Source organism: Flavobacterium davisii, assembly GCF_019565505.1.
In the GTDB taxonomy this organism is placed as follows: Bacteria; Bacteroidota; Bacteroidia; order Flavobacteriales; family Flavobacteriaceae; genus Flavobacterium; species Flavobacterium davisii.
Map to the genome: position 1 here is coordinate 3,381,923 of NZ_CP067378.1, position 22,789 is coordinate 3,404,711.

At 28.1% G+C, this 22,789-nt stretch carries 24 protein-coding genes, 2 tRNA genes and 2 pseudogenes; 10 read left to right on the forward strand and 18 right to left on the reverse strand.

Annotation, left to right across the window (positions count from 1 at the left end):
• The first annotated feature begins 52 nt into the window (after positions 1–52).
• Positions 53–1,525: an IMP dehydrogenase gene (gene guaB, locus JJC05_RS16095; protein ID WP_235877874.1), complete on the forward strand. Its 1,473-nt coding sequence runs from the start codon at positions 53–55 to the stop codon at positions 1,523–1,525.
• Positions 1,526–1,857: 332 nt separating this feature from the next.
• Here guaB and JJC05_RS16100 read toward each other — a convergent pair whose 3' ends face one another.
• Positions 1,858–3,390 (reverse strand): hypothetical protein, encoded by a 1,533-nt coding sequence (locus JJC05_RS16100; RefSeq protein ID WP_127823044.1) that lies wholly within the window; start codon positions 3,388–3,390, stop codon positions 1,858–1,860.
• Between the two features lie 118 nt (positions 3,391–3,508).
• Between JJC05_RS16100 and JJC05_RS16105 the strand changes: the two genes are divergently transcribed.
• The 7 genes and pseudogenes from JJC05_RS16105 (at position 3,509) to rpe (ending at position 8,110) form a co-directional block, all read left to right on the forward strand.
• Positions 3,509–3,934: a PaaI family thioesterase gene (locus JJC05_RS16105; RefSeq protein ID WP_235878924.1), complete on the forward strand. Its 426-nt coding sequence runs from the start codon at positions 3,509–3,511 to the stop codon at positions 3,932–3,934.
• 48 nt (positions 3,935–3,982) lie between these two features.
• A complete protein-coding gene (locus JJC05_RS16110) occupies positions 3,983–5,050 on the forward strand; it encodes an isochorismate synthase (RefSeq protein ID WP_235819711.1) in 1,068 nt (355 codons plus the stop codon).
• Positions 5,051–5,080: 30 nt separating this feature from the next.
• Complete coding sequence (bshB1, locus tag JJC05_RS16115) at positions 5,081–5,797, forward strand: bacillithiol biosynthesis deacetylase BshB1 (protein ID WP_235877875.1); 717 nt, start codon at positions 5,081–5,083, stop codon at positions 5,795–5,797.
• An 85-nt stretch (positions 5,798–5,882) separates the two neighbouring features.
• A tRNA-His gene (locus tag JJC05_RS16120) sits at positions 5,883–5,958 on the forward strand.
• 36 nt (positions 5,959–5,994) lie between these two features.
• A tRNA-His gene (locus tag JJC05_RS16125) sits at positions 5,995–6,070 on the forward strand.
• Positions 6,071–6,387: 317 nt separating this feature from the next.
• Positions 6,388–7,367 (forward strand): annotated as a pseudogene (locus JJC05_RS16130) (LuxE/PaaK family acyltransferase).
• Between the two features lie 80 nt (positions 7,368–7,447).
• Entirely contained in the window at positions 7,448–8,110 is a 663-nt protein-coding gene (gene rpe / locus JJC05_RS16135; RefSeq protein ID WP_088391094.1) for a ribulose-phosphate 3-epimerase, read from the forward strand.
• 430 nt (positions 8,111–8,540) lie between these two features.
• On the opposite strand, the gene JJC05_RS16140 is transcribed toward rpe, so the two are convergent.
• The 4 genes from JJC05_RS16140 to JJC05_RS16155 all read right to left on the reverse strand — a co-directional run bounded on the left by JJC05_RS16140 (position 8,541) and on the right by JJC05_RS16155 (position 12,668).
• The gene (locus tag JJC05_RS16140) at positions 8,541–9,614 is read right to left on the reverse strand and encodes a DUF3810 domain-containing protein (RefSeq protein WP_235877877.1); all 1,074 of its coding nucleotides are present in this window, start codon (positions 9,612–9,614) and stop codon (positions 8,541–8,543) included.
• 9 nt (positions 9,615–9,623) lie between these two features.
• The gene (locus tag JJC05_RS16145) at positions 9,624–10,037 is read right to left on the reverse strand and encodes a thiol-disulfide oxidoreductase DCC family protein (RefSeq protein ID WP_235877879.1); all 414 of its coding nucleotides are present in this window, start codon (positions 10,035–10,037) and stop codon (positions 9,624–9,626) included.
• An 11-nt stretch (positions 10,038–10,048) separates the two neighbouring features.
• The gene (locus tag JJC05_RS16150) at positions 10,049–12,217 is read right to left on the reverse strand and encodes an endonuclease MutS2 (RefSeq protein ID WP_105197080.1); all 2,169 of its coding nucleotides are present in this window, start codon (positions 12,215–12,217) and stop codon (positions 10,049–10,051) included.
• A 97-nt stretch (positions 12,218–12,314) separates the two neighbouring features.
• On the reverse strand, positions 12,315–12,668 hold the full coding sequence (locus JJC05_RS16155; protein ID WP_258130593.1) for a glucosaminidase domain-containing protein: 354 nt from the start codon (positions 12,666–12,668) through the stop codon (positions 12,315–12,317).
• 267 nt (positions 12,669–12,935) lie between these two features.
• Here JJC05_RS16155 and JJC05_RS16160 point away from each other — a divergent pair, with 267 nt between their 5' ends.
• Positions 12,936–14,186, forward strand: coding sequence for a GDSL-type esterase/lipase family protein (locus tag JJC05_RS16160; protein ID WP_127823046.1), 1,251 nt, complete (start codon positions 12,936–12,938; stop codon positions 14,184–14,186).
• Positions 14,187–14,512: 326 nt separating this feature from the next.
• Here JJC05_RS16160 and JJC05_RS16165 read toward each other — a convergent pair whose 3' ends face one another.
• The 3 genes from JJC05_RS16165 to JJC05_RS16175 form a co-directional block, all read right to left on the reverse strand.
• On the reverse strand, positions 14,513–15,874 hold the full coding sequence (locus JJC05_RS16165) for an MBOAT family O-acyltransferase (RefSeq protein WP_309597370.1): 1,362 nt from the start codon (positions 15,872–15,874) through the stop codon (positions 14,513–14,515).
• 127 nt (positions 15,875–16,001) lie between these two features.
• Positions 16,002–16,175 carry an SGNH/GDSL hydrolase family protein gene (locus JJC05_RS16170; protein WP_235877881.1) on the reverse strand — a complete coding sequence of 58 codons (174 nt, stop codon included), beginning with the start codon at positions 16,173–16,175 and terminating at the stop codon, positions 16,002–16,004.
• 14 nt (positions 16,176–16,189) lie between these two features.
• The gene (locus JJC05_RS16175; protein WP_235877883.1) at positions 16,190–17,389 is read right to left on the reverse strand and encodes an SGNH/GDSL hydrolase family protein; all 1,200 of its coding nucleotides are present in this window, start codon (positions 17,387–17,389) and stop codon (positions 16,190–16,192) included.
• Positions 17,390–17,477: 88 nt separating this feature from the next.
• On the opposite strand from JJC05_RS16175, the gene JJC05_RS16180 reads away from it, so the two are divergent.
• Complete coding sequence (locus JJC05_RS16180; RefSeq protein WP_105197076.1) at positions 17,478–18,143, forward strand: uracil-DNA glycosylase; 666 nt, start codon at positions 17,478–17,480, stop codon at positions 18,141–18,143.
• 86 nt (positions 18,144–18,229) lie between these two features.
• Here JJC05_RS16180 and JJC05_RS18595 read toward each other — a convergent pair whose 3' ends face one another.
• The 10 genes and pseudogenes from JJC05_RS18595 to JJC05_RS17760 form a co-directional block, all read right to left on the reverse strand.
• On the reverse strand, positions 18,230–18,781 hold the full coding sequence (locus JJC05_RS18595; RefSeq protein WP_309597371.1) for a transglutaminase-like domain-containing protein: 552 nt from the start codon (positions 18,779–18,781) through the stop codon (positions 18,230–18,232).
• 73 nt (positions 18,782–18,854) lie between these two features.
• Positions 18,855–19,091 carry a hypothetical protein gene (locus tag JJC05_RS18600; RefSeq protein ID WP_309597372.1) on the reverse strand — a complete coding sequence of 79 codons (237 nt, stop codon included), beginning with the start codon at positions 19,089–19,091 and terminating at the stop codon, positions 18,855–18,857.
• A 19-nt stretch (positions 19,092–19,110) separates the two neighbouring features.
• Positions 19,111–19,956 (reverse strand): substrate-binding domain-containing protein, encoded by an 846-nt coding sequence (locus JJC05_RS16190; protein WP_105197074.1) that lies wholly within the window; start codon positions 19,954–19,956, stop codon positions 19,111–19,113.
• Between the two features lie 37 nt (positions 19,957–19,993).
• Positions 19,994–20,530, reverse strand: a complete 537-nt coding sequence (locus JJC05_RS16195) for a hypothetical protein (RefSeq protein WP_127823047.1) — start codon at positions 20,528–20,530, stop codon at positions 19,994–19,996.
• Positions 20,523–20,672 (reverse strand): hypothetical protein, encoded by a 150-nt coding sequence (locus JJC05_RS16200; protein WP_235877884.1) that lies wholly within the window; start codon positions 20,670–20,672, stop codon positions 20,523–20,525. Before JJC05_RS16200 ends, JJC05_RS16195 begins: the two co-directional genes overlap by 8 nt.
• Positions 20,656–21,126, reverse strand: a complete 471-nt coding sequence (locus tag JJC05_RS16205) for a GNAT family N-acetyltransferase (RefSeq protein ID WP_235877885.1) — start codon at positions 21,124–21,126, stop codon at positions 20,656–20,658. Before JJC05_RS16205 ends, JJC05_RS16200 begins: the two co-directional genes overlap by 17 nt.
• A 10-nt stretch (positions 21,127–21,136) precedes the next feature.
• A complete protein-coding gene (locus JJC05_RS17750; RefSeq protein ID WP_309597491.1) occupies positions 21,137–21,433 on the reverse strand; it encodes a GNAT family N-acetyltransferase in 297 nt (98 codons plus the stop codon).
• Positions 21,414–21,662, reverse strand: coding sequence for a GNAT family N-acetyltransferase (locus JJC05_RS17755; RefSeq protein ID WP_258929315.1), 249 nt, complete (start codon positions 21,660–21,662; stop codon positions 21,414–21,416). The genes JJC05_RS17750 and JJC05_RS17755 overlap by 20 nt, the downstream gene beginning before the upstream one ends.
• Positions 21,663–21,678: 16 nt before the next feature.
• Complete coding sequence (locus JJC05_RS16215; protein ID WP_088391072.1) at positions 21,679–22,545, reverse strand: nucleoside phosphorylase; 867 nt, start codon at positions 22,543–22,545, stop codon at positions 21,679–21,681.
• A 157-nt stretch (positions 22,546–22,702) separates the two neighbouring features.
• Positions 22,703–22,789, reverse strand: a pseudogene (locus JJC05_RS17760) (translation initiation factor); the annotation flags it as partial.

Consider the following 22,789-nt stretch of genomic DNA (forward strand, 5'->3'; position numbering starts at 1 on the left):
AAAATTTACAGTTAATTTCTTATATTTGTTCGCAATTTAATCGTAAATTGCAATGAACGCACACACAACTAAAATCATCGGTGAAGGATTAACTTACGATGATGTATTGCTTATTCCAAACTATTCACAAGTACTTCCACGAGAAGTAAGTATCCAAACAAAATTTACTAAGAATATTACATTGAATGTACCTATTGTATCAGCTGCAATGGATACAGTTACAGAAAGTGCTATGGCTATTGCTATGGCGCAAGAAGGAGGAATAGGTGTTTTGCATAAAAACATGTCAATCCAACAACAAGCAGCAGAAGTACGTAAAGTAAAAAGAGCAGAAAGTGGAATGATTATAGATCCTGTAATATTAAATCTTGGAGCAACAGTAGGAGATGCTAAAAGCGCAATGAGAGAATATGGAATAGGAGGTATACCAGTAGTTGATGAAGATAGAAAATTAATAGGAATCGTTACCAATAGAGATTTGCGTTTTGAAAAAAATAATCAAAGAGGGATTATAGAGGTAATGACTTCAACTAATTTGGTTACGGCTCCTGAAGGGACAACATTAGAAAAAGCAGAAGAAATCTTAAAAGGAAATAAGATAGAAAAATTGCCCGTTGTAAATTCAGAAAATGAACTAATAGGACTTATTACTTTCCGAGATATTACTAAACTTACCCAAAAACCAAATGCTAATAAAGATCAATATGGGCGTTTGCGTGTAGCGGCAGCTTTAGGTGTTACAGCAGATGCTGTAGAACGCGCAGAAGCTTTAGTAAAAGCGGGTGTTGATGCTGTTATTATTGATACAGCACATGGTCATACCAAAGGAGTAGTTGAAGTTTTAAAACAAGTAAAAAATAAATTTCCAAATTTAGATGTAATAGTTGGAAATATAGCAACACCAGAAGCAGCGTTATATCTAGTAGAAAATGGAGCCGATGCAGTTAAAGTAGGTATTGGCCCGAGATCCATTTGTACTACTCGTGTAGTGGCAGGTGTTGGATTTCCTCAATTTTCTGCGGTATTAGAAGTGTCAGCAGCATTAAAGGGTACGGGGGTTCCCGTTATAGCAGATGGAGGTGTTCGTTATACAGGTGATATACCTAAAGCTATAGCAGCAGGTGCTTCTACAGTTATGCTAGGATCTTTACTAGCTGGAACTAAAGAATCGCCGGGAGAAACTATTATATTTGAAGGGAGAAAATTTAAATCTTATAGAGGGATGGGATCGGTAGAAGCAATGAAAGAAGGATCTAAAGACCGTTATTTTCAAGATGTTGAAGATGATGTTAAAAAGTTAGTTCCAGAAGGAATTGTAGGTCGTGTGCCTTATAAAGGAGAATTAAATGAAAGCATGCTTCAATTTATAGGTGGATTAAGAGCAGGAATGGGATATTGTGGTGCCGCTACAGTAGCAGAATTACAAGAAAAAGGAAGATTTATTAGAATTACATCAAGTGGTATTAGCGAAAGTCATCCACATAATGTAACAATTACAAAAGAAGCACCTAACTATTCACGTTAATAGAATTTGTTAAAAGTCAAAAAAAGTTAGCTTTCCTAGACTGCCCCCAAAAATTAGATATTATTTGGGGGCAGTGTATTTTTTCGGAATAACCCCATTTTGAAACTTTGATTCTATAAATGAGGTTAAATTTAGATGTAAAAAGGTTTTAAAACTTTGGGTTTTATGAATATGTTTTATTTTTGAATCTTTAACTTTTAAAAGTTTTTCATTTGTAATAAATTTCTAACGAATAACGAAGTTAAAACTTAATTTTATTGACATATTTTGTTATTAAATCTACCCTTTAAGTAACTCCGAATATGATCAAGATTTTTTCTTTCTTTTTGAATTTATTCATCTAAATGTTGATAAGCTCCTAAATCAGGAGGAGAGGTTCTATTTTTACCATCTAAGTCCTTAGGAATTAAGAAAGATTTATTTCCCTTAGCAATAGCTGCTGAATTTTTGAGAATTCTTAGATTGTTATTGAAAGGATCCTTAAATTTAGGATTAAAATTGCTCTGTCTTGTATCTATAATATTATTATAGCTTTTAATAAAGTCATATAAAGAACTATTATACTGATTATTTGTATCGTTAAATTTTATTAAGCAGTAGCTAAAATCAATATTAAAAGCTGCAGAATCATTTTTTTTAAGACCTAACTCAATATTATTATTGCCATATATTATACAATTTATAAAACGAGCTAAGATAAGGTCAGAAAGAAATAAAACATCTTTTTGTTTATAACTATTGTCTATATACACACATGGCGTTTGGCGATTACTATTATTCCAATAATTGGCAAAAGTACAAGAATTAAAATGATATTCACCTCCTAATGTACAGGCTAGGCTAGCTTGTCCGCATTTGTTAATCGTAATATTTTCACCATAAATTTTTCCTTTTCTAGCAACTAATCCAAAATCACTTGAATTATATATTTGTGTGTTAAAAATACGAGTTGTAGTGCCATCATTTCGATCTATAAAAATTCCAAATGAACTATTTTTAATCGTTAAATTTTTAAATTCATTATTTGTACTTCCATCTGCTAAATAAATTCCTCCCCATTGCCCCGGTATTTCAGCGTATTTAGATTCTAGTCGATCACCTTCTAATATTACTTCATTTTCTAATTTTTTTTGATCATTAGATAATTCTCCATTTATCTTAATACTACCTGATTTTTTTACAAAAATTCCAGATTGACTGTGACAATATATCCTAGCTCCCGGGTCTATTATTAGTGTTTTGCCAGCAGGTACACCAGCATATCCATAAATAACATAGGGTTTTTTATTTGTAAAATGAAGCTCATTACCATTAACAGCATCTTTTTCGTTTAATTCAAATCCATAAACTGTATTATTTGGGGTTAAATTATCAAGGATTAACTTTTCCTTTTTTTCAGGATATAAAAAAACAGCATCTTGTATAAGTGTAATCAAGTCAACTTTTTGTTGATTTATTCCTATGTCAAATAAAATTTGATCTGTATAGAGATAATCAGTTGAGTTAACATCTTTAATATCGGCTGTTTCTTCAATAAAAATATACAAACTATCATGAGCTAATAATTCTATATTATTAAAAATTTTTCCTTTATTACTTATTCCTGTTGTACCATCAATCATCAATCTATATTTAGATGAAGTGCCTTTTGCTAATGAAATAGTAGGGATGCGTATATCCTGATTACTCCTGTTATATACTTTTAAGGAGTAGGTACTAGAAGAAATACCTGAAAATACAGTATCCAGATACACTGTATTTTTAGAAAATGATAATTGTCCGCTGCTTGGTTCTGTTTCAAAATCTTTTCGGCAAGAAATAAATATCGAAATGATACTGATTAAAAAAAATAAGTATTGACGCATTGTATTTGTAATTTGGTATAAAAATACTGAAAATAAAATGTAAAATATCGTTTTTTTATGTTACCAATATGTTTTAATACTAAATTTTGTACTTTTGATTGGATATTTTATTAATACGATGTTTGATAGAAAAAAATTTGTTGAAAACTGTAATGTATTGAGTAATAATACATTAATGAAAACTTTAAGAATAGAGTTTATAGAAGCAGGAGAAGATTATTTAATAGCCCAAATGCCTGTTGATAGTGCGGTACATCAACCGATGGGCTTATTACATGGAGGAGCAACTGTAGCTTTAGCAGAAAGTGTAGGAAGTGCAGCTTCACTTATGTTCGTAAATATAGATAAGCAAGAAGTTAGAGGTATTGAAATATCAGCCAATCATTTAAAAAGTAAAAGAACAGGAATAGTAACCGCAACAGCCGGGTTGATTCATAAAGGAAGATCCTTACATTTATGGGAAATAAGAATTGAAGATGAAAATAAATCGTTGATTTCATTATGTAAACTAACCAATATGGTATTGCCAAAAAGAGAACAATAAAAGGTCTTTTATATGAGCTAAATATCTTCAAAGAAGAAATGAAATTAAATGAAAAGCATATTTGAAAAGGTAAGAATTCAACAAAAAATGAATTTACCATTTGTTGTCTATCGTAAACCTAATAAGAAAACATTAATTGGGATTTTTCAGCAAAATGATCATATTTACTTTACAGAAAATTTTACAGAAAAATCTTTTGTTTTTGCTCCTTTTAGTGGAATCCCCATAATTTTTCCATTAGAAAAATCGGAAATAAGCTATAATTCTGTTTATTTTGATCATAAAATAAAAGAATTAGAAATAAATATTGTAGAAAATGAATTAGAAAAACAAAAATTTATTGAATTAGTTCAAAATGGAGTACAAACTATAGAAGCCGGTATTTTTGATAAAGTAGTACTTTCAAGAACTGAAGAAATTCAAAATAAGGGTTTTGATCTATTTACAAGCTTTGAGCAAATGCTCTTTAAGTACCCATCTGCTTTATGTTATGCTTGGTATCATCCAAAAATTGGATTCTGGATGGGAGCTACTCCAGAAAAATTATTTGCTATAAAAGAAAATAAGTTTGAAACAATGGCTCTAGCAGGTACTCAAGTTGCTCAAAATGAGAAATCTATTTTATGGCGAAATAAAGAAAAAAAAGAACAACAATTTGTAACAGATTTTATAAAGAATGAACTAAAAGAAATAGTTTCTGATCTTCAAGTATCAGAGGCTTATACGAGTAGAGCAGGAAATTTATTTCATTTAAGAACAGATATAAGAGGAACAATTAAAGAAAGCACTCTTTTAAAAAAAATTATTGCTGTTTTACATCCAACACCAGCTGTTTGTGGAACACCTAAGAATTTAACGAAAGCTTTTATAGAAAAATCGGAAGGTTATGATAGAGAATTTTACACAGGATTTTTAGGTGAATTAAATTTTGATTTTGCAACAAATGAAAAATCAACAGATCTATACGTTAATTTGAGATGTATGAAAATTTCAAAAGATAAAATAAATTTATTTATGGGTTGTGGAGTTACAAAAAACAGTAATTCGGAATCAGAATGGTATGAAACAATTAATAAAAGTAAAACCATGCGAATGATTATAAATTATTCTGAATAAAAATCAAAGACTAAACAACAATATAGAAAAATGAAATTAGATATATTAGCATTTGGTGCTCACCCTGATGATGTAGAGTTGGGCTGCGGAGGAACATTAGCAAAAGAGATTAGTTTGGGTAAAAAAGTAGGAATAATAGATTTAACAAGAGGAGAATTAGGAACTCGTGGTACTCCCGAAATTAGAGATCTAGAAGCTCAGAAATCAGCTCAAATATTAAAAGTTTCAATACGAGAAAATTTAGAATTTCGAGATGGATTTTTTAAAAATGATGAAGACCATCAAAAAGAAATTATAAAAATGATTCGTAAATACAAACCTGAAATAGTATTATGCAATGCTATTCAAGATAGACATATAGATCATTCTAAAGGAAGTAATTTAGTATCAGATGCTTGTTTTTTATCAGGATTAAAAAAAATAGAAACTAGTTTAAAAGACACATTTCAGGAATCTTGGCGTCCTAAAAAAGTTTATCATTATATACAATGGATGAATATAAAACCAGATTTTGCCGTTGATATTTCTGGATTTATGGAATTGAAAATGCAATCCATTTTGGCTTACTCTTCTCAGTTTTATGATCCTAACTCGTTAGAACCTGAAACACCAATTACATCAAAAATTTTTTTAGATAGCGTTCAATACAGAGCACAAGATCTCGGTAGATTAATAGGAACAGATTTTGCAGAAGGATTTACAGTAGAAAGGTGTTTGGCAGTCAATACTTTAGATAATTTATTGTAATTTTTTTATAGAATTGTTTGCAAGACTAAACTTTTGTAGTATATTTGCACTCGCAATACGGAAGTAATTAGTATAGCGTTGAAATGGTGATTGTAGCTCAGTTGGTTAGAGCGTCGGATTGTGGTTCCGAAGGTCGTGGGTTCGAGACCCATCATTCACCCTAATAGCGGTTAACGCTTTTAAAAAAAAAACATAATGGTGATTGTAGCTCAGTTGGTTAGAGCGTCGGATTGTGGTTCCGAAGGTCGTGGGTTCGAGACCCATCATTCACCCTAAATTAAAAGTCTCGGTTTTTGCCGAGACTTTTTACTTGTATAAAAGAAAATTATATTTCAAATCAAGTTCCCTATTCTTTCTACTAAATTTTCTGTGAACATTTGAATTTATTCAAAAAAATTATATTACAACGAAGTACAATGACAAATCTAGGTTTAAAGTCATTTTTATTTATGATAAATTTTTAAACGTGAATCTAGGATAAAATTAGATATTATAATTGTACAAAAAAATATTGAATTTAAGTTTAGATTATTAAAGATTTTACACATTAGATTTAGGGTAAACTCTTTTATTTATGTAATTTTGGAGACATGTATACACCGAGCGATATATTTGAAATTAGTTCTAAAAAGGAGTTCGAAAAACTTACACTAAAAATTTTTCGTTTTCAATATAATAATAATTTAGTTTATCAACGATTTTGTTCCCTTTTAAAAAAAAATGAAACAAATGTAAAAAGAATCCAAGACATCCCTTTTTACCCGTTCAATTTTTTAAATCACACACTATTTTAAGCTCTACAGAAAAAATACAAATGACTTTTACAAGTAGTGGAACGACAGGGATGATGACAAGTAAGCATTCTGTTACAGATTTAGCCTTTTATGAAGAAAGTTACAAACAAGCTTTTAAACAGTTTTATGGAAATGTTGAAAATTATATCGTTTTAGCATTATTGCCATCTTATTTAGAACGTGAAGGATCATCATTAATCTATATGGTCAATGATTTAATTCAATTATCTAATAATTCAGAAAGTGGTTTTTATCTTAATAATTATGATGAATTAATAGAAAAATTAATCAGATTAGATGCTGAAGGACATAATATACTATTAATAGGTGTTACTTATGCTTTATTAGATTTAGTTGAAAGACAACAATTTAATTTGAAAAACACTATTATAATGGAAACAGGTGGTATGAAAGGGCGTAGAAAAGAAATCATCAGGGAAGAGTTGCATGAAATATTGTCAGGTGGTTTTGGCGTATCTGAAATACATTCTGAATATGGAATGACGGAATTATTATCTCAAGCTTATTCTTTAGGAAATGGAATTTTTGAATGCCCAGCTTGGATGAAAATTATTATTCGTGATTCAGAGGATGCCTTAACTTTACTTCCAGAAGGAAAGGTAGGAGGAGTAAATATAATTGATTTAGCTAATGTTAATTCATGTTCCTTCATAGCCACCCAAGATTTGGGAAAAATAATAGATAATAATTCTTTTGAAATTTTAGGACGATTTGATAATTCAGATATAAGAGGTTGTAATCTAATGGTAGTATGAAATCCCCAATATAAAGGCAAATAGAATTAATCTATAAAAAATAAAATAATTTCTAAAACAACACCCTAATATTTTATAAAATGAAAAATACACTTATTGCTCCATCTGTTCTGGCAGCTGATTTTGCTAACTTACAAAGAGATATTGAAATGATAAACAATAGTCAAGCGGATTGGTTTCATATAGATATTATGGACGGCGTTTTTGTTCCGAATATATCTTTTGGTATGCCTGTATTAGAAGCAATAAAAAAGCATGCAAAAAAGACAATAGATGTGCATTTAATGATTGTAGAACCAGATCGTTATATCTCAACTTTTAAAAAAATAGGAGCCGATATTTTAACAGTTCATTTTGAAGCCTGTGTGCATTTACATAGAACCCTTCAGGCAATAAAAGCAGAAGGAATGAAAGCAGGTGTAGCTCTAAATCCTCATACAAATATTTCAGTACTAGAAGATGTAATTCAAGATATAGACTTAGTTTGTATCATGAGCGTTAATCCCGGTTTTGGAGGACAGTCATTCATAGAAAATACATATTCAAAAGTAGAAAAATTAAAAGCATTAATTGAAAGAAAAGGAGCTTCTACTCTTATTGAAATTGATGGAGGTGTTTCTTCTCAAAATGCAAAAAAATTAGTCGAAGCAGGAGCAGATGTTTTAGTTGCAGGTAGTTTTGTGTTTCATTCAAACGATCCAGAAAAAACAATTATTGAACTTAAAAAAGTAGTTAATGCGTAGGAATTTAATTCTATTTAAAAAGATAAAAACCTTTCTTTTTTAAATAGTTAAGAAAAATGTATTAAATAAAATTTATAAGTAAATAAGACTGCTAAAAAATTAATTCAACGTTAATTGGCATTATTTTTACTTAAAATCTTCATTTTTAATATTTTTTAGAAAATTTTAATTCTTATATAATTTGTAAAATAGAACTTTGAATATATAAATTGTAGAAATCAGAATATTAGATGCAAGGTTTTGAATACAATAGTCTAAAAACCTTGCACTTAATAATAAAATTGGAATTTGGAGTTCTTAATTTTATAAAGCGTCCAATTTTTCAGCAGCCTCTAAATTTTAAACCAAATCTCGCATTAGATTCGAACGAAATAAATTGCGAAGTAAATATTTTTCTTCAAATTCAAGTACTCTGTGTGGGTTTTAAAAATTATTGATCGGAATAATTAATTAATAAATCAATAAATTTACTATAACTCTTTATACCTTCTTCTTGTTGATTTAGTTTTAAGAAATGATCGTAAAATAATTCAAATCCTTTATTAAGGATTGATTCATGTTTTGACCAAAAGAGATCAGTTTCTTTAAAATTTTTTAAAATACACGGATTTATTGTTTTAATTATGTTTTCTAGTTCCTTTTTATTTTTAGAGGAAATGTTTGACAAACAATAACGTAAAGCATAAGTATGACCCGCATATTGAAAGAATAAGTTTTTGTTATGTGTTGAGGCTAAATAACCAATAAAGTTGCATTCACTTTCACTAGAATATCCCATTTGATGTGCCATTTCATGGCAAACGACAATAGGTAAACTATAAGATGGTGGTTCATTATTTACTTGCGCTTCATTTGTAAAAGGATTTAAATAACCCCCAAATCCCATATAAGTTAGTGGTATACTGAATAATGATTTTTTTATACTAGGATTTTTATATTCAAAATAAGGATGTTTTTTTTGTAAATCTACATATCCTAATGGTGCTAATTGAAATATTTGGACTGTTTTATAAGGAATAATGACCTTTTCATTTGTATTATGTGTCAGTTTAAAATGAATTTGATTACTTGTATTAATAAGTTTTTTGGTAAATTGAAAAAGTTCTTTTTGAGTATAATCTGTTTTTAGATTCATTTTCTGATAAAGAGGCATTCGATAATAATTAAAGGCCCAAAGTAAATGGAATATAAAGTAGGTTATGACAAAAATATTAAAAGTTTGTTTGATTTTTTGAATCCAGCTTGTTTTTTGATTTTTATAAAACCAGTAAATAAAATACAGTATTAATAAAGTATAAATAAGATCACCTATAGAAAATGGAATCCATCCAAAAATGATTCTATTTAGTTTTGAAATGACGGGGTAAAAGCCATTGCTATAGTATTGTTCTGTAATAAAAGGAAATGTTGTTAATATTTCTAATAATACAATTTGAAGTAAAAAGAATAATAAAAAAAAAGTATTCTTTGAAATAAGTATCTTATTTATTCTTAAAGGGATCATATTTTTGTATTAATCAATAAACTTTGCTTTTAATTCTGGAGTAGGAATCATACAACTTTCTTTTTTACCATACCATTTATAGCGATTTTTAGCTATAAAATCATAAAGAGGATCACGTAATATTCCGAGAACTATCTTAAAAAAATAAAGCCAATTTAAATAAGGCAGATTTTTAGCAATTTCTAAAATAGCATCAGATTTATAAAAATAAGCTTGTTTTGGAATATAAAGTATAATACTATCAATATTCCGGTTACTAATTCCTAAATATAAAAGGATTTCTTGTCCTAATTTAGATTCTAAAGCTACAAAACGGAAAATATCATTTTTATCTTTTTGAATAATATATTGCACCCAGTAATTGCAAAGGTTACAAACTCCATCAAAAAGGATTATTTTTTTATCTTTTGCTAAATGTTCCATTAATTTAATATTTATTTAGGCTGAATATATTCTAATTGGTCTAAGCTTACTTTTGAAGTAAAAATACCATAATTCACAATTGCATTATTCTTTTCAATTTTATCAATTGTTCCTATAGACTTGCCATCAATCATACGAACACGATCGCCTACTTTAAGTATTACTTTAGGCTTGTTTTCTTCTATTTTTTTAGCAATTTCTTTCTTTTCCTTTTTTTCTTTTCGAATTTCATCTACTTTCTCTTTTACTTCAGCAAGTACTTCTTTTTCAATTTTTTCTTTCGCTTTTTTTTCTTTTATAGTAATTTTTTTACGTTTTGAATTTTCAATTTCTACCATTTTTAAAAATTCACCAATTAGATCTTTTTTACTTTTATCGTTAAAATATTTTTCTGAAATATCATCAATTTTTTGTCCCATGTAAATCAAACGCTGGTTACTATCGTATAACTCTTGATAACGTTCTAATTTATCTTGAATTTTAAGATTAATGCTTTCCATTTTTTTGCTTTCTTCACGAGCTTTATTTTCCTCCTGTTTTAAATTTTGTGAAGTTTTTTCTAGTTTAGAACGTTCTTTTTGAAGTGATGAAATTGTTTTGTCAAATCGTACTTTACTACCTTCTATTTTCTTTTTAGCACGATTTATTAATCCGTATGGAATACCATTTTTTTGAGCTACTTCAAATGTAAATGAGCTACCTGCTTGTCCAATAATTAGCTTATACATCGGCTCTAATGATTTTTCATCAAAAAGCATATTAGCATTGGTAGCACTCGGTAATTCATTAGCTAACATTTTTAGATTAGCATAGTGTGTTGTAATGATGCCAAAGGCTTCACGATGATAAAATTCTTCTAAAAATACTTCAGCTAATGCTCCTCCTAACTCGGGATCGGAACCGGTACCAAATTCATCAATTAAGAATAAGGTTTTAGCATTGCATTTTTTTAAAAAGTAGTTCATGTTTTTTAAACGATAACTATAGGTACTTAAGTGATTTTCAATAGATTGATTGTCGCCAATATCTGTTAGAATTCGATCAAAAAAACAAGTTTCACTACGTTCATGAACAGGAATTAACATACCTGATTGTAACATTACTAATAACAAGCCAACTGTTTTCATAGAAATCGTTTTACCACCAGCATTAGGACCTGATATGACTATAATACGTTTATCTTCATCAAAATCAAAAGTTTGTGGATAGGTTGTTTTTCCTCTTTCTTTATTGGTTAAAAATAAAATGGGGTGAAAAGCTTCTCGCAAAAAGACTTTTCTTTCTTCATTTATTTTAGGAAGTAATCCATTTATTTTAAAAGCATATTTGGCTTTAGCTGAAATGACATCTATATCACTTAAAAAATCTTGATATTGTGTCAATAACCCGTGAAAAGGACGAATTTTATTAGTTAATTGTTTTAAAATTTTGATAATTTCTTCTCGTTCTTCATATTCTAAATTAGCTAATTCACGAGAGTAACGAAGTGTAGATTCGGGTTCAATATAAGCAATACTTCCAGTTTTAGAACTGCCTAATATAGATCCTTTTACTTTACGACGGTACATTGCTTGTACAGCCAATACTCGACGATTTTCTACTACGGTTTCACGAATTTCATCTAAATAACCTAATGAATTGTATTGGCTTAGTGCCATTCCAAAACTTTGATTCACTTTACCACGAACTAGGTTCATATTTCTGCGGATTTCTAGTAGAGTGGGAGTGGCCTCATCTTTTATTTCACCGTATTTATCAAAAACAGTTTCAATAGATTTGCTAATTTCTTTTGTAATAGTTATCTCAATAGCTTTGCGATGTAGAGCTGGATAATAATCTTCAAATTTTTTTAAAAAAAGTAGTAAAATATTGGCATTTTCAGCGAGCGAATGAATTTTTTTAAAACTTAAAGCTTCTAAAAAACTATCCTCAATTGCTAAAAATTTTAGTTCATTTATTATAGGATCAAAATTATGACTGGGCAAAGCATTATTGTTATCAAAAGAAGAACGATATTCTGAAGTTTGTAATAAAATTTCTATTAATTCATCTTTGTTACTATAGGGTGTTATATGCAATGTTTTTTCAGTACCTATTTCAGTTGTACAGTATTCTGAAATAGTTTCTAAAACAGTTTGAAACTCTAAGTCTTGTAAGGTTTTATTATTTATCGAAATCATTTTGTTTTTTAATGTAGTCACAAATTTACAATTTAAATCAAAAAAAGGGGACTGAAAATTCAATCCCCTTTTAAATTTAATCTATTAAAAGTAACTTTTAATGTAGATTATGCTTTAAAATTGTTTTTTTTATCTTATTTCGCCAAAGAGTTGGTTTTGTTGAATATCCTGTTAAACTTATTTTTTTTAACCAAAGTAGGTAGTCATCACTTCCTTTTAAATTCATATAGAATTTTTTTGATGCCATTTTTAAACAAAAATCTCTAAACGAATCTTCAACGCTTGAATATTGTTTGAAACTAGACCAAGTTACCTGATTTTTTCCTTTTATACCAAAGTGATTGTTTAACCTTTTTGCAACTTTACTATTACCATAGCCTGACTCTACTATAGCAATACTTAAAATTATAGATCTTGGTATTCCAAATTCAAAAGATAACTTATCTGCCATTTCACCATATTCCTTAATGTATGATTCAGTTTGCGAATAGCTATTACAAAAGCTAAGGAAGGTGAAAACAAATAAAAAGTAAAATTTTAGATTTTTCATAAGCATAAATTTCTTTATAATTAAGTTGGTATTACTTAAAATAATGACCAAATTTGCCAAATGATTAATAATTCTATTTCTTCTTTTTTAAGAAGTAGGGAGCAAATTTAAGAAAAAGTTTTTTTAAATGTGCTTTTTATCAACAAATTAACTTAGAATTAATATTTTATGTCTTTTAATAAAGTTGTTTTTTTATTTATTTATTTTGTTTTGCAACCACTTTTAGGGCAAAATATAGCCATATTTCAGTATAAAAAAACAGATTCTTTATATCCTAAGATAAATTTAGATTTTGAAAAAAATAGCATTATAAATGAGAATCATTTAAAACCTCTTTTCTTTAAACTCTTAAGGTTAAAAGAAAATGATGGAAAACGAGTTTCATTTGTTCATATAGGAGATTCGCATATACAGGCTGATATGTCTACTAAAATAGTACGTACTGAATTACAACGTTATTTTGGTAATGCTGGTAGAGGTTTAATATTTCCCTATCAACTAGCTAAAAGTAATGCTCCTTCAGATATAATTTTTAGTTCTAATTCGGATTGGAAAGGGAGTAGATTGATTAAGAAAAATCCAGATATACCCTGTGGTTTAAGTGGTTTTGCCATAGAATCTACAGAACCAAATTCTTTTGTTAGTTTCAAATTTAGAGCATTGGAAACAATTCATAAGTTTGATAAACTTACTTTATTTACGAATGATGAAATTAAAAATATAAATTTAGTAGCGGATACAATAAAATGTAATATTAAGACAAAAGGAGTTTTAGATTTTAAATTTAGTAGTCTTCGTTCTGATTTCAATATTGTATGTAATGATTCTATTTGTACAAAGCTCTATGGTGTATTTTTAGAAAATTCTATTGATAGAGGAATTATTTATAGTGCTATAGGAGTAAATGGAGCTAAATTTTCGGATTATAACTCCGAAAATTTATTTTGGAATCAAATTAAAAATATTAAGTCAGATTGTTATATATTGTCTATGGGAACAAATGAAGCACAAAATATTGCTTTAACCCCTGAAAATTTTATCGAATCTATAAAAGAAACAATTGAAAAAATAAGAATATTTAATCCAGAAGCCGTTTTTATATTGTCAACTCCTCCTGTTTCTTTTTATAAGAAAGTAGTTCCTAATAAAAAATTAAAGGATTTTTCTGAAGCAATTAAGGAATATTGTCTTGAAAATCAGATTGCTCTTTGGGATTTGTTTGAAATTTCAAAAGGATTAGAAGGAGGTTGTGAATTAGCAAGAAATCAATTTTTAACAAATGATCTTGTTCATTATTCTAAAAAGGGATATGAGTTGCAAGGTTATTTATTTACCGAAGCATTTGCTAAAAGTTGGAATAACTTTTTAAATTCACTTTCCTCTACTGTTACTAAAACAAATTCAGAAGTAAGAAATTAAATCTTCTAAATAATATTAGGCTGGATCATTTTTTATAAATGATGAATTTATGTGTTAAGTATATAAAAGTGTTTTATTTTTTTATATAGTAAACGAGACTTCTACTGAAAAAGACTTCATCTTATTCCTTAGATTAAATACATTGAATTTAATAGAATAACCTTTTTTAGCCTAAATTCCGCATTAGACTTCATGATCTAGATGAAAAGACAAAAATAGGCATTAATATAAAAAACCCCATTTTTGAATAATTAACTCAAAAATAGGGGTATTATATAAAATTTTTAAAATAATAATTTATTGCAATTCTGCCTCTTTTACTAGTATTAAAATTGTAAGTAAATAGGCATTACAGCTTCAGTACTTTTAAAATAAGAATATAAGAATATAAACAAAATCATAACGATGATATTAAATAATAAAGGGAGCTTTTTTTGTATTGCAATGTATTTTTCACTCCAATTATTTGGTATTAAATGTATTAAATATCCTATTATAATCATTATTAAAGGGTGTTTGTAATTTGTTACAAAATCTTCAGCTCCTTCAAGACTAAATTGATTGATAATTTGATTGATAAAAGTCAAGGACGTTTCTAAATTTTCTGCTTTGAAAAAAATCCAACAAAAACAGACGAAATGGAATGTTATAAGTCCAAAAATAAGATTTGAAATAAATCGAGGTAAAAAATTTATTTTAGACGTGAAATTGGTCCAAACTTTATTTAAAATCAAGCCAAAACCATGTAAAGATCCCCAAATAATAAAATTCCAACTTGCTCCATGCCAAAATCCACCAATAAGCATCGTTAAAAATAAATTAATATTAGTTCTTAATTTACCTTTTTTATTTCCTCCCATGGCTATATATAAATAATCACGTAACCAAGAAGATAAGGAAATATGCCATTTTCTCCAAAATTCAGTAAGAGAAGTACTTTGGTACGGTGATTCAAAATTGGGAGGGATCGTAATTCCTAGCCATTTAGAAATCCCAATAGCCACATCACTGTATCCACTAAAATCGCAATAAATCACAATGGCGTATCCATATAGAGCTATAAGACATTCAAAACCATTATGTAAATGAGGACCATCAAAAATATAGTTTACTAGGTTTAGTGTTATATAATCTGAAATGATTAATTTTTTTATTAATCCACTTATTATGAGGTAGAACCCTTTTGAAAAATCTTCAGAGCTTACGTAATAATCTTTTTTTAATTGAGGTATAAAGTCTTTAGCCCTAACAATAGGTCCCATAACTAATTTAGGGAAAAAGGATAAAAATAAAATATAGTTTGCAATATTTCTTTCTGGTTTTATTTCTCCTTTGTAGACATCTACTGCATAACTAATATTTTCAAATGTATAAAATGAAATACCAATAGGTAATAAAATGTGGATAGGATCTAATTTTGTTATATTTAAACTGTTTATTATTTCTATAAAAAAGTTAGTATATTTAAAATAAAAAAGTAAGCCCAAGTTAAAAATAATACAAAAAATTAATAAAAATTTTCTTAATCCGGCTTTTGCTCTTGCTTTGTATATAGCAATAGAGAGTAAATAATCAACAACGGCTGATCCTATTACTAAAAAAACAAAATTTCCACTCGCTTTGTAAAAAAAATAAAGCGAAAAAAAACTTAAGATATAGGCTCTTCTTAAGTAATTTTTTCTTACCATATAATAGCAAATAATGAAAACTAAAAAAAGTAAACAAAGAAGCCACTATTAAAAAGTAATGGGTTTTTAGGATCATAAAATAGCTGATCGATTATTTTGTTGAAATCGAAAGTTAACATTTTGAAAATTAGTTTTTATTATTTTGTTTTTTTATTTGCTTTTTCGGTTTGTTTTTTATTTTTTCAAATTCTTTTTGAATAGATTGAAATATTGTTTTAGCCACTACTTTAGACCCTCTATTATTGAAATGGATATAGTCTTTACTAGCCATTCTAGGAATAGTATCAACCCATTTTTTCATAATTCCTTTTCCTCCTATAGAATTAAAAAGGTTATAAAAGGGACTTTATTATCATACGATAATCGAGCTTGTACTTTTATTAAGCTATCTATTCCTATTGCCGTTTTCCATTCATTATCATATTTAAAAGCTCTATCTGAACAACTAAAAATTAAGAAATCGGTTTTAGGCATTTCTTTTTTAAATTTTTTAATGATAGGAGACATTTTTTCATAATAATAGTCATAATTTAAGTCATTAGGTCTAAACATCAGATTAACTCCGTATTGAAATACAACTAAATCATAATAATTTTCTTGATTCAATTTTTGTAAGAGTTCTATACTAATTTTGTTGAGCTCAATTCCTGTGATACCTCTAAAAGAAAAATTATCTAGTACAATACCGTTTTCGGGTTCAAAACTTATACCGTAAATAGGAGTGTTGGCAAACTGAGCCTTAAAGTGTATGCTATTTGCTGTAGACCTATCTAATAAAACTCTGTTAAAAGCTTCACTAGCATGGTAGTTTGTTTGAACACCATTTTGAGTTATCGTAATATCATTTCCTTTACCAAATAATAACCATTTTTCAAGAATTTGTGTACTGTCTTTTTTTATATTATTTCGTAAAGTAATATCTAAATCCGAACTAAGGAATGAATAACCTGATAAGAAAACATTTTTTTCAGGGTTTTGTTTAAAATTAAAGGTTTCAAAAGATCCAGATGTTTTGGAAGTGGCTGTTTGCCTAAAATCAGATGAAATTGAATTAATAGGAACAAAACCAACGCCCTTTTTTTTATTAAAATAATTTTGTAACATTTCTCGAATGTCTTGAGTCATTAGATCTCCTTCTATTTGACTATCACCAAACCAAGCAATTCTAATTTTTGCTTTTTTATTTTGATATAGTTCATCTAGTTTACTAGATAAATTTTGGAATACAAAATTTTTGCTATCATTATCAAAATCTGTTATATTGGTTGTTTGATAGCTATCAAAAATAGTAAATGTGCTATCTAGTTTTTGAGTTTTATTAACTAAACTATTTGTTTTCTTTTTAGTATTTTCTTTATCAGTCTTAACCGATTTATCGTTTTGTATATCAGCAAATAGATTAACATTTTTGAAACTAGGATAATATTCAATTATGTTTTTTGAAAAAAATGAAAGTCCAAGATATACAGATGTAACTGATAAAACAAATACTAATACTTTATTGTTGCTGTTCATTAGTGTTATTTGATATTCTTTGAAACCGGCAAAAGTATGGAAAAGTTATCATAAGTTTATAAGTTTTAATATTTTTGTAAGAAAAAAAATGGAAGTAAAAATTCATGATTCTTGGAAAGATATTCTAAAAGAAGAATTCGAAAATATATATTTTAAAAATTTGATTGACTTTGTAAAGAATGAATATCAAATAGGTCGTTGCTTTCCCAAAGGGAATCTTATTTTTTCTGCATTTGATCATTGTCATTTTAATGATGTAAAAGTCGTGATAATAGGACAAGACCCTTATCATGGTCTGGGACAGGCTAATGGATTATGTTTTTCTGTTAATGAAGGTATTGCATTTCCTCCTTCATTACTTAATATTTTTAAAGAGATTGAGTCCGATTTAAAAATGCCCATGCCAGTATCAGGCAATTTAGAACGTTGGGCTGAACAAGGGGTCTTGCTTTTAAATGCAACTTTAACAGTTAGAGAAAATAACGCGGGGAGTCATCAGAACAAAGGATGGGAAATATTTACAGATGCTGTTATCCAGCAAATTTCAGATAAAAAAGAAAATGTTGTTTTTTTACTTTGGGGAGGATTTGCTAAGAAAAAAGGAGCTAAGATAAATAGAGATAAACATTATGTTTTAGAAACGGGACATCCATCACCCTTAAGTGCCAATCGTGGTTTATGGTTTGGTAATAAACATTTTAGTAAAACGAATGAATATTTGAAATCTATTGATAAAGAAGAAATAAAATGGTAAGTTTAATTACTAAGTGTTAATTGACCTAAGATGGTCTCACTCATAAATTTTCCTCCTGGATAATTAGCAGTATAATCCAAATTAAGCTAAATATAACCCCTTTCATCTATATGATAGTGTAAGGGTTTGTTTTTGCTTTCTTGAATAAATAATACTTTATGTATTAAGTAATTTACTTTTTCAAGATCTCGTTTAGTGCCAATAAGCATTTCGGGATAAATATGGGCATCTGTGTGTATCAAACGTGGAATACCTCCGACGGCCTTAATACCGGCTGCCATTAATATAGCGTGATCATCACAATCACCTGAAAAATGTTCAATTGATTCAGAGGCATCGGCAATATAATTATTTCCTTGTGGGTCATTTACATAATTCCATTTCTTTTTGATTTCTTTAAAAACAGCAAAACATTGTATAGTGGTTCGGTATTCAAAAAAATCTTTTAAATGGGATACATTTTTAAAATTTTGAGTGGTAGACCAAACAGCAAAATTGCGCACTTTTGGATTGTTAAAATCAATTGCTTTTAGAACTTTAGATTTATTAGGGAAGGGGAGTAGTTTGTTGATAATAATATCTTGTGGATATGGATTTTCATCCATTGTGTACATCATAGATCTGTAATCATCATACAAATTATAAAAACCATAATTTCCAAAAAAGTTCCGTATGATAAAATAAGTATATAGATGACAATAAAAACAATAATTATTTTTTTATTTTTTGAAATAATAAATAATAAATTATAGTAATGCAAATGAATAATAAAAAACGATCAAAAGGAATTTTCCAATTAGTTTCTTTTAAGTTATGATGTGCAATTATAAAAGTGGGTAGCGTGAGTAATAAGCATAAAATTAAAATGACTACACGACTCCAAGGCTTTACTGATGAAAGCCGATCCTTGTATTGATGATAAAGATCTTTTATAGAGGTTGTAGTCATTTTTTATATCACGCAAAATTTATTTTACGATCATGTCAAAAGATAATTTATTTTCTATTAAATTAAATTCTAGCAATTGTTTTTGAATTTTATCAAACGTTTTTTGATCCATTTTCTTTTGTGACCATTTTGTTTGTTTAAGCCATAGTTGTATGTCTTCTATTTTTTGATTGTAACGAGCAGCTAATGTTCTGTCTATACTAGGTATATCTTTAAACTCAATAGTTGTATTATTAATAATTTCTAAAATTAACTCCAATGTAGCTGAATTATTTTGAATAAATTCATTTCGAACAGCAATTACAAAAGAAGGCCAAGGAGTCGGACATTCACTTATTCTTTTAAAAATACCTTGATCAACTAAGGGTTGTGTCATAAAACGTTCCCATAGAAAATAGTCTGCTTTTCCATTTTGTATAGCTTTAACGGCTCCTTCTATCGTATCAACAATTTCAAAATTTAATGTGTTAAGATCCCAATTTTGTTGTTTTGCATTAACAAAACTCATTAAATGAGAACCTGAACCTATTCTTGAAATAGCACTTTTAGTATTCTCTAAATCAGACATATATTGATAGTGAGAATTGGAATTAACATGTACTCCCCAGATTAATGGAGACTGAACGTATAATTGTATGATAGAACTATCATTTCCTGAAGCAATATCTTTTATTATTCCTTCTGTTAGAATTACAGCAAGATCTGTTTCATTGTTACGTAACATTTGACACATTTTGCCAGTTCCTTCAGGAATATCAGTCCATTGTAGGTCAATTCCCACTTGATCATATTCTCCGTTTTCTATACATAATTGCCAAGGAAGATTAAAATGTTCTGGCACTCCAACAATTCGTACTGTTTTCATATTTTAAATTAAAGAAAATGATTTTTAGAAAATTAAATTATTTAGATAATTGGGCAATACATTTTTCACGAATATCCCAAATTTCTTCAAAGGTCTTATTTTGTTTGGTCTCGAAAATCCAATTTTTTAAAAATGTTTGATGGTAATCTATTTTATATTGTATTACTTGATCAGGATTAATTATGATTTCAAAAAGTATATCTTCTTTTATTCTAGAATAAAGACTATTTTTACTTGTATAATCCTTATATTGATCATTTATTTTTAAATAGCAATGTGCCTCTGGTATATAATCAATAGAATTGCTTTCTAATATTTCTTTTAAGGAAGGGGTATTTTTTGCATTCATTTTAAAAATGCCTAAAATGAGTTCCGTATTTTCTTGATTAAAATCAGATGCCAAGGATTTTAACAATGCGTGTTTAGAACTACAGCTTCCTCTATGTTCAGTTAATACAAGGGAAAAATCATTACGCAAACTATTTCTTCCATAGGGAATTTTTTGTACGTATTTAGTCAGTTCCTCCCAAGTAGAGATGCCTCTATTAGTTAACCAATTAGATAGATTATTCATTATTGTTTGTTAGAATAGGTGAAATATTAATTTCTATATCATGTATTATTTTTTTACTAATAATCATGTCGTATTTTAGTATACCTAATTCGTACCAATTCCAATTTTGATCATCATAAATAAATTCATTTGTCAGGCGCATGTGAATTTTTTTCGGCCATTTTATTGCTACTATAATTTTTTGTTTGTGTATAGGCGTATAACTTTGGTAAATTTAGGTGTTTAAATGCGTATTTAATCCAAGCATGAAAAACTTCAAAGCCTAATTTTTTATTCCAATATTCTTGTGTTATACAAATGCCTATATCATAAAAATCTTGATGATTATTGACTGTATTTTCATTAAATTTAAGACCACCCCAGCCTATAAATTCATTCGTTTCTTTTAGAATAATACCATAACGTCCTATTTTATGTTTAATATATTGACTTAAAATAGCGTTTATAACAAATTTTGTTTGATTAATATCAGTTGCAGGAGCGTTCCATAAATACTCATGAACATTAGGGTTAGAATCTATTTTATGCAATATTTCTACATCCTCTATTGTCAAAGGCCGCATGATTAACCTAGGTGTTTCTAAAATAAAATTCATAATAGACTAACTATTTAATAATTTTCCACCAATTCCATGATACATTATCTGATGCAATATATGTTTCTATAAACTGGAATCCACATTTTTTTAATATATGATTGGAAGCTTTATTTTCAAAATGAGTATATGCGTTTAACTCTTTTATTTTCATTTGATAAAAAGCATATTCTAACCAAAAAAATGTAGCTTCAGTTGCATATCCTTGTCCCCAAAAACGTTCATCTAGTCTGTATCCATAATCATAAAAATTGGTATTACCATTTTCTTTGTGATCATTTATAAATTTAATACCAGTCCATCCAATAAATTCGCCTGTTTTTTTTTAAAATAGTGCTATATCGTCCTATTTTATTTTTTTCATATTGTTCTAATACCTTTTTAATACCAATTTTAACATCTTCAATATCTTGGATGGGCTGTTGCCATAAATATTTATGAACATTAGGATTTCTATCCATTTCAAACAATGATTGCGCATCAGTCATTTCAAATGGTTTAAAAATTAGTTTTTTGCTTTCCAGTTGTAGCATCATCTATTTAGGATAATAGTTATTCAACTAATTTATCAAGTGTGTATATGATGAGTGCGTCTACAGCTTTATAAGGATCTTCACTAAAAGTACCGTTAGCTCGATTTGCAATTACAGCATTTAGAGATAAACAATTATGACCTAAAAGTTTTCCTAAACCATAAATAGCAGAGGTTTCCATTTCAAGATTGGTCATGCGGGTTCCGTTAAAATTAAAAGAATCCATTTTGTTATTTAATAGTGGATCTTGAATATTTAAACGTAGGACACGTCCTTGAGGACCATAAAAACCGCCTGCTGTTCCTGTAAAACCTTTAAAAATTTTATCACTTTCCAAACGTTTTTCTAACGTTTCGCTTCCTGCAATAACGTAAGGTTTTCCTTTACGCATATCCCAATTTGTTTGAGAAATGAAAGCTTCTTCTATTTCGTTTTCAGTAATGTGATCAATTAAATAGGAGCGTAGCATATTGTCTAAGCCTAGTCCGTATTTAGATAAAACAAAACTATCAACAGGTATATCTGCTTGTAAAGAACCAGAAGTTCCAATACGAATGATGTTTAGAGAAGTTAAATTTTCTTTAATTTTTCTTGTTTCTAGATCAATATTTACCAAAGCATCTAGTTCATTCATTACGATATCAATATTATCAGGGCCAATTCCTGTAGATAATACAGTAATACGTTTACCTTTATAGATTCCTGTTTGAGTTTTGAATTCTCTTTTTTGTGTTGAAAACTCAATTGAATCAAAATGTTTTGTGATCTTTTCAACACGGTATTGGTCACCAACTATAATAATATCTTTTGCAATATCTGACGGTTTTAAGTTAAGATGATAAACACTACCATCAGGGTTTAATATAAGTTCTGAATTTTTAATCATAAATTTAAAATTATTAAATGAAAGAGTTTGTTTAAAAGAATCTAATTATTTTATCTCCTTTAGTTAATCAATTTAATTTTGAGGCTCTGATTGTTCTAAATGGTAGAATTGATAAACAAAACGTTTAAAAGTTAATTTTGATTTTTTAGAGTTAAATTTAACCTCCAACACGTTTAACTTTAAAACCTTTATCCTTTAAAATATTCATGATTTTATCACGATAATCTCCTTGAATAATGATTTC